Annotated in this window: 10 protein-coding genes; 4 read left to right on the forward strand and 6 right to left on the reverse strand. The window is 54.2% G+C overall.

Annotation, left to right across the window (positions count from 1 at the left end):
* The first annotated feature begins 135 nt into the window (after positions 1-135).
* Complete coding sequence (locus DBV39_RS08450; RefSeq protein ID WP_108621157.1) at positions 136-2,283, forward strand: FAD-dependent oxidoreductase; 2,148 nt, start codon at positions 136-138, stop codon at positions 2,281-2,283.
* A gap of 3 nt (positions 2,284-2,286) precedes the next feature.
* On the opposite strand, the gene DBV39_RS08455 is transcribed toward DBV39_RS08450, so the two are convergent.
* A complete protein-coding gene (locus tag DBV39_RS08455) occupies positions 2,287-3,195 on the reverse strand; it encodes a LysR family transcriptional regulator (RefSeq protein ID WP_108621158.1) in 909 nt (302 codons plus the stop codon).
* Positions 3,196-3,425: 230 nt separating this feature from the next.
* On the opposite strand from DBV39_RS08455, the gene DBV39_RS08460 reads away from it, so the two are divergent.
* Positions 3,426-4,301 (forward strand): pirin family protein, encoded by an 876-nt coding sequence (locus DBV39_RS08460; protein ID WP_108621159.1) that lies wholly within the window; start codon positions 3,426-3,428, stop codon positions 4,299-4,301.
* Between the two features lie 10 nt (positions 4,302-4,311).
* Here DBV39_RS08460 and DBV39_RS08465 read toward each other — a convergent pair whose 3' ends face one another.
* A complete protein-coding gene (locus DBV39_RS08465; protein ID WP_227870870.1) occupies positions 4,312-5,601 on the reverse strand; it encodes an MFS transporter in 1,290 nt (429 codons plus the stop codon).
* Between the two features lie 138 nt (positions 5,602-5,739).
* Between DBV39_RS08465 and DBV39_RS08470 the strand changes: the two genes are divergently transcribed.
* A complete protein-coding gene (locus tag DBV39_RS08470) occupies positions 5,740-6,624 on the forward strand; it encodes a sulfurtransferase (RefSeq protein ID WP_108621160.1) in 885 nt (294 codons plus the stop codon).
* Between the two features lie 273 nt (positions 6,625-6,897).
* Here DBV39_RS08470 and DBV39_RS08475 read toward each other — a convergent pair whose 3' ends face one another.
* The 4 genes from DBV39_RS08475 to DBV39_RS08490 form a co-directional block, all read right to left on the reverse strand.
* Positions 6,898-8,835 (reverse strand): TRAP transporter permease, encoded by a 1,938-nt coding sequence (locus DBV39_RS08475; protein ID WP_108621161.1) that lies wholly within the window; start codon positions 8,833-8,835, stop codon positions 6,898-6,900.
* 113 nt (positions 8,836-8,948) lie between these two features.
* The gene (locus DBV39_RS08480) at positions 8,949-10,097 is read right to left on the reverse strand and encodes a TAXI family TRAP transporter solute-binding subunit (protein ID WP_108621162.1); all 1,149 of its coding nucleotides are present in this window, start codon (positions 10,095-10,097) and stop codon (positions 8,949-8,951) included.
* A 354-nt stretch (positions 10,098-10,451) separates the two neighbouring features.
* Positions 10,452-11,450, reverse strand: a complete 999-nt coding sequence (gene ispH / locus DBV39_RS08485) for a 4-hydroxy-3-methylbut-2-enyl diphosphate reductase (protein WP_108621163.1) — start codon at positions 11,448-11,450, stop codon at positions 10,452-10,454.
* Positions 11,450-11,911, reverse strand: coding sequence for an FKBP-type peptidyl-prolyl cis-trans isomerase (locus tag DBV39_RS08490; RefSeq protein WP_108621164.1), 462 nt, complete (start codon positions 11,909-11,911; stop codon positions 11,450-11,452). Before DBV39_RS08490 ends, ispH begins: the two co-directional genes overlap by 1 nt.
* 63 nt (positions 11,912-11,974) lie before the next feature.
* On the opposite strand from DBV39_RS08490, the gene radC reads away from it, so the two are divergent.
* Positions 11,975-12,670, forward strand: a complete 696-nt coding sequence (gene radC, locus DBV39_RS08495; protein ID WP_108621165.1) for a RadC family protein — start codon at positions 11,975-11,977, stop codon at positions 12,668-12,670.
* The last annotated feature ends 119 nt before the right edge of the window (positions 12,671-12,789 follow it).

Here is a 12,789-nt window from a genome sequence, read left to right on the forward strand (position 1 = left end):
ATCAATGCCGAAGGCCAAGAGAACACAAAACTGGGATTACGTCATCGTCGGCGGTAGCACGGCAGGGGCAACAGCGGTGCAGACGCTACGTGCTGTCGACCCGAAGAGTTCCATACTCCTCGTCGGGCAGGAAAGATGGCTCCCTTATCATCGCCCCCTCTATCAAAACACCGGACAGAAGCAACTGCAGAGCTTGCTCTCCCCGCGGTGATTCCGCAATCCCGGTATTCAGAGCTGAATATTGACTTGCGTCTCGGTACAACTGCAACAGGCATCAACCGTCATCAACACACGCTCACGATTCGCAACGAGACAGACATAGAGGTGATCGAGTACCGTAAGCTGCTTGTCACAACAGGTGCGAGGGCAACACCACTAGCGATCACGGGAGCTGATCTGCCGGGGGTTCATTACCTGCGAACATATGACGATGCACAAGCGATCAGACAATCGGCCAGCCGTTGCAAGCGAGCCATTGTCATTGGCGGCAGCTTCATTGGCATGGAGGTCGCGGGAACGTTACGACAGCAAGGACTCGAAGTCGTCATTGTCGAGCGCGACACACTACTCTACAAGCTTCATCACTCTGATGTGTCGACTCACTTCGAGGCAATGCTCAGAAAGCATGGTGTCGAGTGTCGTCTCGGGCAGCGCCCTGTCAGGTTCGAAGGGAAGCATCATGTTTCCTCAGTGGTACTCGACACTGACGAACATCTAGCCTGTGACATGATCGTCATCGGTGCTGGCGTGACACCAAACGTCAACTGGTTGCTGTCGTCTGGAATAGAACTGCAGGACGGCGTGCGGGTCAATGAATACCTACAAAGCAGTGATCCGGACATTTACGCTGCTGGCGATGTGGCCAATGCCTGGCATCCGGTATTCAGGCGTCAAATGCGCGTAGAACACTGGGACAATGCGGGCCGGCAGGCAAAGATTGCCGCCCGAAACATGGCGGGAGAAGCTGAGCCTTACACGCACATCAGCTACTTCTTCAGTCATGTCTTTGATCAAAGCTATAACGTACTTGGCCTGACACAAGAGCAATGCAAACGGATCAACAGAGGGGCATTGAAAAAGCCTCCGTTCGAAGTACTGTATCTTGACCAAGGCGTCTGTGAGGGTTTCTTCACGCTTGGCCGAGCAAGCGAGAATACCCGGGCAGCTGAGACCCTGATCCGGGACCGGGTAAATCTGACGCGACATTTCGCAAAGCTCAAGCGAGCTTCATTTGCGCTGCGGGAAGTACCTGGACAGGTTTTGTTCATCCTGCAGGGCGGTGGGGCTTATGGTGCTTTTGAATGCGGTGCAATTCAAGCACTACAAGAGCACGGCATCTTGCCCGATCTGGTTGCAGGAGTTTCGATTGGCGCATTCAACGGCGCCATCATCGCATCCAACCGTGAGCATGCCGCCGAAGCACTCGAGAATTTCTGGCGTGACGTTTCGACCATCAGTCCAGAGTTTGGAGACGAGGCAACACGCAGGCTGATCGCCGGCAATCAGATTTCAACATTTGGTGTACCAGGTTTTTTCTCCCCGAGATGGATGCAGTCGCTGACTTTGCGAGGTCCTGCACCACATAAATGGACCAGCCTGTACGACTTTTCTGAAGCGAAGGAGTTGCTGGAGAAGTACGTTGACTTTCCTGGGCTTTGTAACAGTCCGGTACGACTTCTCGTCACCGCAGTGGACATTCAGACAAGTGATGTCGTATTGTTTGACAGCCACGTGGACCAACTGAGCGCAGATCATATTCTTGCAAGCGGCAGCTTGCCTCCTGCTTTTGACTGGACAACCATCGACGGTCGACATTACTGGGATGCCGGAATTATCAGCAACTCCCCACTTGAAGCGGTGCTGCAACGCGTCGGGTCCGCCGGAAAACAGATCTATCTGATCGATCTGTTCACGGGCAAACGCGCGCACATGCCTGAAAACATGATGGACGTCTATTCTCGTCGGGAGGAAATCATTTTTTCTGAGCGACTACGAAGGGATCACAACAAACAGGACCTTCTGATGAGCCATCGCCGGCTGATCGAACAGCTCATGGCACAGCTTTCCGCTGACAAAGCAGACCGGGTACGTAGCGAGCCCCTCTACCAGCAATTGATGGGTGAGACCGCCGCCACACAGATCACCCGTATCATGCGTGAATCTAACCCTGAGAACCCTCCATCAAGAGCCTACGACTTCTCCAGACCAACAGTCGTCAAGCTGATCGAAGATGGCTACCTAACCGCAAAAGATGTACTTCAGGCGACAAAGAATCGAGAGTGACTCTCACGACGACATTTCTTTAGAAAGCATTTTCATGAAAGCACGTGTACTGGCTGGCAGAAGTTTGCGGCCTGGTGTGACACACCAGATCGTAATGGAAGGCAAGGACCATTGCGGCAGGATTCGTACCAGCTTTCCGTCCCGTATTGCATCCCCCAGAAACGAATCTGACAGTGCCACAACACCCATTCCGGCAAGACCCAGATCACGTTGTAACTGGGGTGAGTTGGACGCGACAGGTCCTTTTGGCATGTGTATGATCGTCTGCGAACCTTTCGAAAGAGGCCAGGGCACGACCTCGCCTGAACTGTTGACATATCTCAGGCACACATGCCACTCGAGCTCGGCCGGCTCGCGTGGTGTTCCTTTTAACTTGAGATATCGGGGACTGGCATACAGATGAATATTGATGTCGCAGAGCTTGCGGGCGACCAGGGTGCTGTCGTCGGGCAATGAGCGCGCGATCCGTACGGCCAGATCGTAGCGGTCGGCCAGCAAGTCGACCCGTCGGGTTGATACGTCAAGTTCAACACATACTTCGGGGTAAAGTCGGGCATACCGGGTCAGCATGGAGGTGAGGTCCAGTTGCTCGAGATCTGGTGGCAAAGAAACGCGCAAGAGACCTTTGGGCTGCACCTGCTCATTTTGCACCAGGTCGGAGACTGCCTGGACCTCTTCCTGCAAGCGACGTCCGTGCTCCAAGATTCTTTCACCAAACTCGGTGATGACCAGTCGGCGAGTTGTACGTGTCACCAACCTGTGGCCAAGCTTTTCTTCAAGCGCTACAAGTCTTCGCGACAGAGTCGACTTGGGCACGCCAAGCCTCGTTGCTGCCGCAGAGAAACTGCCTGCCTCAATCAGAGTTGCAAAAAGGACGAGATCGCCTGCGTGACTTGCGAGAGAATCCACCATAAGCTGGAGCGCACCATGACCGAATCAGGCGATGATAGCTCACTCGCGAATTGAATCGTCTTGTCCGGATCACCTGGCACGCTGGTTACACTCGGTTGCAGGCATAAGCCGCCCCAACATACTGCCAGTCGCTCAACCTGTTCCGACTCAACGTTGAGCAGACCTTCGGTGAACCTCGTCCAGAACAGATTGTCCAAACGCGAACGATACTATTCCCGGAAGCAAAATCAATGAAACATCAAACCATCGCATCACGCCGTGTAGAAAAGCTGGTTCATGGCGTACAAACATCGGACGGAGCAGGTGTCAAGCTGACCCGTGTCCTGACACAAGACCTGCAACGCCGCCTGGATCCTTTCCTGATGCTCGATGCGTTTCGAAACGACAACCCTGATGATTACATCGGCGGTTTTCCAGATCATCCTCACCGGGGCTTCGAAACAGTCACTTACATGCTGGCCGGTCAGATGCGACATCGCGACAGTGCCGGACACGAAGGACTTCTAGGTCCCGGTGGGGTTCAATGGATGACAGCGGGAAGTGGCTTGATTCACTCAGAACTGCCAGAGCAGACCGATGGCCTGATGGAGGGCTTTCAGTTATGGCTGAACCTGCCAGCAAACAACAAAATGGTTCAGCCAGGCTATCGGGACATCGCAGCCAGCGACATTCCCGAGTACACGACTGACACCAAGGTTCGGGTTCGCGTCATTGCGGGTGAGAGTCACGGTGTAACAGGTGCAGTCCAGAGGCCTGTGACAGAACCGCTGTTTCTGGATATTCACATGCCGACTGGGGCAACACACGTCGAAATGATCGATCCGGCAATGAACGCTTTCGTGTACGTTTACCGAGGTCAGATCAGAGTCGGCGAACAAATTGTTTCCAACCAGCAAATGGCAGTTCTGGCTCAGGGTGACCATGCTGAAGTGCGCCTTGCGTCACAGAAAGATTGCAGACTCCTGCTGATTGCCGGTCGGCCACTGAACGAACCAATCGTGCAATACGGGCCATTCGTGATGAACTCACAGCAACAGATCATGGAGGCGATGACCGATTACCGCAATGGTCGTTTCCTCAACGTCAAGGTTGACAATCAGTCCTGAACACGGATGTCTATGCCGCCATAGCAGGGCGTAAAGCCCTGCCTGGCAATTGCATCGAAATCGCTGCTGCGACAAACAGAAGAATGCCGGAAGCACCAAATGCCGGCCAGTGGCTGCCAAATGCCTCGTAACCCCACCCACCGAACCACGAACTGATCATGGCCCCGACCTGGTGACCGAGATACGCCCACCCATACAGAATGCCAACAAGTCGCACGCCATAAACATCTGCCAGTATGGCCGAGGACAACGCGATGCTGCCAGCCCAGACGATGCCGCCAATCGCAGCAACAATATAGAGTTGCAAGGGTGTTAGCACAACCAGCAAGGCAAAAAATCCCAGTCCGCGCACAAAGTAGATGATTGCCAGCAAGACTCTTCTCGGCATACGGTCAGCCAGGCGACCCAGCATCACAGTACTGAAGATCGCAACCAGTCCGATCATGCCAATACCTCCCGATGCCGTCATGGCATCGAACCCATGGTCCATTAGCATGGGCACGCCGTGGGTTCCAAGCAGGTTCATGCTAAACCCACAGGCAAAGAGTCCTATAAAAACCTGCCAGAACGGCCTCGACTGCACCGCTTTGTTAAACGAACAGTTCAACAAGGGCGACGACAGATTGACCATTGAAGGTTTAGGCGCCCTGGCTTTTGTCTGGTCGACCTTTGCTGCCGCTGCCTTGTCCTCTAGCCTGGTGTCCGTGTCAGCAGGCGCGTTCTCGTTAATCACCCACAAGGCCAGAGGAGCGATGATGATGGTGAACAGCGCAGCGAATGCGATCATCGTCCATTTCCATCCCATTGCGCCGATAAGGATCGTGAATAAGGGAGTCATCACGGCAATGCCCGCCATGGACCCTGTTGACAGAAAGAACAGCGCCATACCGCGTTTGCGGGTAAACCACTTGGCTATGACAGGCGTCAGCGCGACCGGACTGGTAAACCCCAGGCCAATCGACAGCAGTATCCCGTAAGCGAGTAAAAACGACCAGACTTCACGAGCGTAAATACTCCACACGGAAGAAAGCACAACGATCAATGTGCCAATCAAAAGGACTGCACGAGTTCCAATCCGACCGACAAGGTAACCTGCAACAGGCATTGCGAGCCCATAGAACAGCATGCCAATGGCGACGATGCCCGCCAGCACACTGCGAGAGTAGCCCAGATCCTCTGTAATGGGCAGAAAGAACGGGCCTACCCCCATGCGCATACCGACCGTCAGCAAGGTCACAACGGTCGCTGCTGCAACAATATTCCAGCCGTGATACCTTCGGCTACTAGATGTTTCAGGCACTGCGTTCTCCCATCTTGTTCCCCGTGCTATTTTTCATACAGCTAATTAGTAATAACCCGTAATTATGACGCATCGCATCATTAATAGGGTTCAGTTGTGAACAAGCAACCCTTTCAAGAAACTGCAGGAGAGATCACCATGTCCCATGTCACCACGACTCACCTGGTTAGCGCCGACTGGTTAAAAACCCACTTGCACGATTCCGGAATCAGGGTCTTCGACTGCACCACCCACATGGTCGCGCAGCCCGTAGGTGCATCAAAAATCATCAGCGGGCGCCCTGCATATGAGCAAGGTCATATTCCGGGTGCGATTCATCTGGACATGGTTCAAGATCTGTCAGATCCTTCGGGGACCTATCCCTACACAATGCTTCAGCCTCAGGAGTTTGAACAGCTTGCCAGACGCATCGGCCTCCAGAAGGAGGATCACGTTGTTCTCTACGGTACGAGTGCGATCACCACAATCACCCGCGCCTGGCTAGTGTTTTACGTCATGGGTCACACGCAAGTCTCGATACTCGACGGTGGTCTGAAAGCCTGGCAGTCGGTGCATGGTGAAATCACGAGCAGCATTCCCTCAATCGTTCCCAGCCAATACACGGTGGACGCCCCCAGATTGAACCACATTGCTGATCTGAGTCGCGTCAAGGAGATGACTCGCAAAAATCCCGCATGCCTGGTCAATGCCTTGAGCCGCGAGCAGTACGAGGGCACTGGCGGTGCGCACTACGGTCGTCCTGGACGTATTCCAGGTAGCCGACACCTGGCAGCACGCGATCTTGTTGACCCGGAAAATGGCCTGTTTCGCAGCCAGACGAAGCTTCTGCGGATGATCCAGGAGGCCGGACTTGAGCCGCACATGCCTGTCATTCACTACTGCGGTGGAGGAATCGCGGCCAGTACCACAGCATTCGTTCTCGCCATGCTCGGTTGGAACGACTGGGCGCTATATGACAACTCTTTACTCGAATGGTCTACTCAAAGCGATACACCGATGGAGATCGGCCAGTCGCGGGGGTGACCGGCAAGTACCAGCCCGCACATAGCAATGAATTCCTGTCCTCCATAATCCCTTGCGGTCTTGTAGCAATGGTGTTGCAGGTCACAGACTTTGACCTGGCGCGTTGCCAGGCACGGTTGCTTTTGAGGCGGTGCGTGGCTAAGCGTTGACACACAGGGAGCCGAAGAACACATCCGCAAAAAAGAGAACCCAGCCTTCAGATCTGACACCTGAAGGCTGGGTTCTCAATCAGGGGGGACACCCGCCCCCTTTCGAACACCACTACTCAAACAGTTAATACAGTTTCCTGGCCATTCCTGGAACGAACGAGGCAGCCAGATAGGATGTAGCGATCAAGGCGATACCGATCACGTCCGTAATCGGGCCAGGGAAAACCAGACATCCACCTGCGGCCAGCAACATGGCCCGGATCGGCCACTCAACCGCACCAGCTTTATACAGATAGCCTTCAAACGCTGCCGCGACCATCCACATGGCAATAATCGCCGTCGTCGAAGCTTGTGCAATCACAGTCCATTCGCCCTGCATGATCAGCGCTGGATTCACGACAAACATGAATGGCAAAACGAACAGCACGCTACCCAGTCGCATCGCACTCAAACTGGTTGCCCAGGCATTCGAGTTGGCAACGTTCGCCGCTGTGATGGAGGCCAGTGCAACAGGCGGCGTAATGTACGACATCATGCCCCAGTACAAGATGAACAGATGGCTTGCTAACGGGTTCAGGCCAGCCTGGACCAGTGCAGGCGCGAGCAAAATCGACAGGAAGATGTAGCAGGCGCTAACCGTCATACCCATGCCAAGAATGAAACTCGTCACCGCGCCTGCGATCAGCATCAACGGAATACTGCCCCCAGCGTACAGCAGAAGCTCCCGCGAAAACGCGCCTGCCACGCCGGTGTAGGAAAGGCCACCCACCACCAGGCCAATACCAGCCAGAATGGCAACCAGATTGGCAACACTGACGCTCAGATCTTTAAGCAGTAGCAGCAAACGAGGAAGGTTCAGGCGATGGCTCTTCTTGAACGCAGAGATCACCAGCAAAACCAGGGTTGCAAAGTACGGAGAATAGGTCTCCAGACGCAATCCGAGCAGCATATAGATCAGGACGCCCAAGCTCAGGAGATAGGGCCATCCGTCAGCCAGCACTGGGCCAAGCTTCGGAATTTCCTTCTCTTCCATGCCTTTGAGACCATGCCGCGCTGCATAATTGTCTACCTGAAATATCAGAGCGATGTAGAACAGTAATGCTGGCAGGAATGCTGCAATCATCACTTCAGCGTACGCGACACCGAGAAAGGACGCCATGATGAAGGCAACTGCACCCATCACGGGTGGCATCAGTGTTCCGCCCGTCGATGCACATGCCTCCACCGCTGCCGCGTAGTGAGGCGGATAGCCGGTTTTCTTCATAGTGGGTATCGTGAACACACCAGTGGTCAGAATGTTCGAGATCACGCTTCCGGACAAACTGCCCATCAGGCCACTCGAGACCACTGCCACTTTGGCAGGCCCACCACGACTCTTGCCCATGAGAGACGTAGCAAGCTTCATGAAGAAGTCGCCACCACCAGTCACCGTGAGAGCTGCGCCGAACACAACAAACCCGATTACAAGATTTGCGACCACTTGCATCGGAATGCCGATGACGCTCTCCACTCCCATGACGTGAGCACGAATCGTCTCGCCCAGGGTGTACTGCGTTCCCCAGAGGAATCCCGGAAGATGATCAGCGTACAACGGGTAGCTACCAAAGAGCAGCACCACTACCAACAATGGTGTTCCTCCGCAACGTCGAATCCCCTCAATGATGAGGATCAGCAAGAGCCCTGAAATCACAGTTGCTTCGGTTGGTGCCGAGTAATCCCATCCTTGCTCGATGATGGTGAGGCCGTGATGTCCCAGGTAAATCGTGCATACCAGCACCGCTATCGCGAGAAGCCAGTCATACCAGGGAGTCGTGTCGCGAGACTTTGACGTCATCGGGTAAATAAGAAACGATGCCGCCAGAAAAATTCCAATCAGATAGTACAGAAACGAGTTTCCCAGAGGCTGGAAACCCATGAATCTAAGCACAAATACCTGATTAATGGCCAAAAGCAGGCCTAGCGTCCCCAACGCCAATACTGTCCAGTACGTCGCCCCGCTCATTCGCCCTTCTGGCGCGTCACCAGAGTCGTGAGGCAAGTCTGAATTATCTTTTGTTGACATGGAAAATTCTCTAAGAAAACCGCAGTATGCTGTTGCTCTGCAAGATAGGGCCGCAGTGATTTGCATCGCTGCGGCCCCGGCCCTTCTTAACTGTCAGGCTGATGAACTACCTATCAGGAACTCAGTCCAGACAATGCCGCTTCGCGGTTCTTCTTCCACAGATCTGCGAACTGCTCGTCTGACAAATCCTTGCCTTCCTTCATCGTTTCAGCCCACGCTGCGCGCAAGGCCTCCAGACGCTTGAGGCGAGCGTCATTCCACTGCTGATGCGCGTCAGTCCAGATACCTTTCTCTTTCAGGTACTTGATTGCGCCGTTGTGGAATGGTGCGTCTGCAGGTGGCGTGCCAGCCTGATCCAGCGCCCAACGGGGCATCACCGAGGTTGCATCCTTGTACAGATCGTAGGTTTCATCGAAACCCTTCATCAGGTTATAGACCTCGTCCTCGCTCATGTCCGCACGCACCACCAGCAGCGGATAGCGATACGCCATGATGTCCATTGGCTTGTCTTTCGAGATACCCGCACCTACGGTCTCAACGGTTGGGCCAAAGAACGGAGCCAGGCTCTGCATACGGGCCCAGCCTTCCTTGTCATCAACTGATGCACCAAGCCAGCGGATACCACGTGGAGACTCGGCCAGTTCGTACATCTGACTTGGGGTCGTGGTCGTGCATGTCGCATCAGACTGACCGGCTGCGATGGAACTCATGGCTGCACCATAGGTCGGGAACATGACAACTTCAACGTCATCAAGCGTCAGACCACCGAATCCGAGGTAGGCTTCGCACTTCACGTTTACTGACGGGTTGCCGGCGACCAGCGCAAGGCGCTTACCTTTCAGGTCTTCAAAAGAATTGATATTCGCATCTGCTGCTGTAGGCAGACCAAACGATGCTGGACGCCCAGCGAGAACACGCAAATCCTGCGGGCCCCAGCGCTTGGCTGCGAAGTCTTCAGTGCCTTCGCTGGCAAAGAAGGTCTCGGTTGCGAGGAAACCAACATCGGCACGCCCTTGAAGCACGGGCTGCAGTCGTCCGATGGAAGAACCTGAAGGCTGGATACGAACTTTCGTACCAAACTTCTTGCCAAATGCGTCTGCCATTGCAGATGCCTCAGCATAGCCTGCCGAACCCACGTCATAGGAAGACCATGTCATGGTGTTGGGCAGGGTCTGGGCGACTGCCGCAGAGCCAAACGCCATCACCAACCCTGCGGCGACGCCGGTCAGGTAACGTCCGACGGGCTTATAAGTTGTTTTCATAAAAAATACTCCTCCTGCTAAGAAAGCAATGACCCAATCAAGGTCTGCAACAAAAATCGGTAACTCCGGGAACGCAGAATCTCTTGACTAAAACGAATTCAGCATGAAAGCATAAGCGAACAGCTTTCAGCTGTCATGATCCGTATTGTTCAGCAAGACGTGCGCAAGCGACACCGGGTTTATCCCGATGTGCGATATTCCACTCAGGCTGAAATATGCTAAAAACAAACGGTAACCAACTGAATAAAAACAAAAAAGCTGAAAACCAGCAGCGCTTTCAAATATTGAGAGTCATGCTTCTGAATATTGCAATGCGCAAAAATCCAAGGCAGAGAACCCTGCTAGTCTTGCGATTCACGACGAGTGTACGCCATCCGCATTCTTGCGCCCCAGGCCCTTGGGTAACGGGAAAGAAACGTTTTCGACCAACCCGTCCATTGTTCGCACTGATACAGCACCCATTTCCTTAATGCGCGTCACTACCTGCTGCACCAGCAATTCAGGCGCTGAAGCCCCTGCAGTGATTCCGACAGTCTGTTTTCCCTCAAGCCAGGCCGGATCAATCGATTCTGCCCCATCAATCAGATAGGCTTCCACATTCAGACGCTCTGCGACTTCCCTCAGGCGATTCGAGTTCGAGCTATTACGGCTGCCTACCACCAGTACCAGGTCGCATCGACTGGCTAACAACTTGACCGCGTCCTGTCGGTTCTGGGTGGCGTAGCAAATATCGCTCTTCTTCGGCTCCTGAATACCAGGGAACCTTTCTCTGAGCGCCTGTGCAACTTTGGATGCATCGTCAACAGACAAGGTGGTTTGCGTGACAAACGCAAGCTTGTCCGGAGCATTAACCTGAAGCCTCGCGACGTCCTCCTCATCTTCCACAAGATACATGCCATCTGGAGACTGTCCGAGCGTACCCTCGACCTCTGGATGCCCGGCATGCCCGATCATGATTACTTCAAGCCCCTGGCGGCGCATTTTTGCAACTTCAACATGCACCTTGGTAACAAGTGGACAGGTCGCATCAAACACCTGCAAACCTCTGCACCTGGCTTCATCCTGAACTTTCTGAGGGACACCGTGAGCGGAGAACACGACTAGAGCACCCGCCGGAACTTCATCAAGCTCCTTCACGAATATTGCACCTTTGGACCGCAAATCGTCCACCACAAACTTGTTGTGGACGATCTCATGGCGCACATAGACCGGTGACCCATGTATCTGTAACGCCCGTTCAACAATATCGATTGCGCGATCGACTCCCGCACAAAATCCTCGCGGCTGTGCAAGAACGACCTCAACGGCTCCGTCAACGACACCGGTTGCCCGAATGTTTTCCTCTCCAGCCATCAGATCACCCCTATCAGATCAACGTCGATTCGCAACTGCCTACCCGCAAGCGGATGGTTAAAGTCAAACAGTGCACCGCGATCAGAAATTTCTTTGAAAATTCCCGAGTACTGTCCGCCGTTTGGTGCCGCAAAACTGACCATGTCACCCGACTCGAACGCTGCATCGTCTCCAGCGTGCTGCTTGAGCATCTCGTGACTCACCCACTGAAGAAGATCAGGATTGCGCTCACCGTATGCCTGTTCGGGACTGAGCGACTCGGAAAAGCAGTCACCCTCTGGTCGACCCAAAAGCACCTGCTCCATGCCGGGAGCCCACTGCCCCATCCCCATCTGCAAAGTGGCGGGACGACCACCAAACGTATCGATAAACACGGACCCCGCACCTGGGCCACTCTCGACCACAATGCGGTAGTGGAGTGTCAGGTAGGAATCCGACTGGACAACGGGCGTATTTGACATGGATGACTTCCGGGCAAAGTGCAAAGATATGAAACCTCAACCCCCTATTCTAGAGCCAGACTGATGACTTTGCTTGACGCGCTGCCACCCGAAGAACGTCCACGAGAGAGATTACTGAGCCAGGGAGCCACCGCTCTGACAGATGCAGAACTACTTGCCTTGCTTTTCGGGAGTGGAACCAGAGGCAAGCATGCCATCACGCTCGCATCCGAATTGCTGGTACGCTGCCACGGCGTCGCTGGGCTGCCCAGGCTCGATGTCGATGGACTGAAACAGACACCGGGCATCGGAACCGCCAAGGCTTGCCTGCTCGCAGCGGCATTCGAACTTGGCAGACGAGCCATTCTCGCCTCCCTCAAGAATGGGGAGCCTCTGACCAACCCGTCGCAAGTCAAAGACTACTGCCGCGCAAATATGGGACATTTGCGAATCGAGCATTGCAGAGTGATTCTTCTGGACTCACTGAACCGCGTGATAAGCGATCACGAGGTCTCTCGCGGCACACTTGGTGAAACGCCCATCTACCCCAGGGAGATCGCCCGTCTCGCACTGGGTCACCACGCTGCGGCGGTGATCATTGTTCACAACCACCCTTCCGGCCTGGCAGAACCAAGCGATGCGGATCTTCACATGACAGCCGAACTGACCAAGGCTCTTGAACTGATAGACGTCATGTTACTTGACCATTTGATCGTAGCAGGCCCCAACGTCATTTCACTCGCGGAAAGCGGCCACCTTGACCTGCTGTCGTCCGGATAGATAAACAGAAATCGTGGTGGCTCATTGAGCAAAGAAAACGGAGCGTTTAATTCTGCGACACAATGATCCGCGGCAAGCTCAAGCTGCTTGACCTGAGCTTGCCGGGATTTGTAACGAGT

Origin of the sequence: Orrella marina (genome assembly GCF_003058465.1) — a bacterium.
Classification (GTDB): domain Bacteria; phylum Pseudomonadota; class Gammaproteobacteria; order Burkholderiales; family Burkholderiaceae_B; genus Algicoccus; species Algicoccus marinus.

Coding starts and splice junctions, on each gene's coding strand:
- DBV39_RS08450 (WP_108621157.1), top strand. CDS start 136: ATGGCTCCCTTATCATCGCCCCCTCTATCAAAACACCGGACAGAAGCA.
- DBV39_RS08455 (WP_108621158.1), bottom strand. CDS start 3,195: ATGGTGGATTCTCTCGCAAGTCACGCAGGCGATCTCGTCCTTTTTGCA.
- DBV39_RS08460 (WP_108621159.1), top strand. CDS start 3,426: ATGAAACATCAAACCATCGCATCACGCCGTGTAGAAAAGCTGGTTCAT.
- DBV39_RS08470 (WP_108621160.1), top strand. CDS start 5,740: ATGTCCCATGTCACCACGACTCACCTGGTTAGCGCCGACTGGTTAAAA.
- DBV39_RS08475 (WP_108621161.1), bottom strand. CDS start 8,835: ATGTCAACAAAAGATAATTCAGACTTGCCTCACGACTCTGGTGACGCG.
- DBV39_RS08480 (WP_108621162.1), bottom strand. CDS start 10,097: ATGAAAACAACTTATAAGCCCGTCGGACGTTACCTGACCGGCGTCGCC.
- ispH (WP_108621163.1), bottom strand. CDS start 11,450: ATGGCTGGAGAGGAAAACATTCGGGCAACCGGTGTCGTTGACGGAGCC.
- DBV39_RS08490 (WP_108621164.1), bottom strand. CDS start 11,911: ATGTCAAATACGCCCGTTGTCCAGTCGGATTCCTACCTGACACTCCAC.
- radC (WP_108621165.1), top strand. CDS start 11,975: ATGACTTTGCTTGACGCGCTGCCACCCGAAGAACGTCCACGAGAGAGA.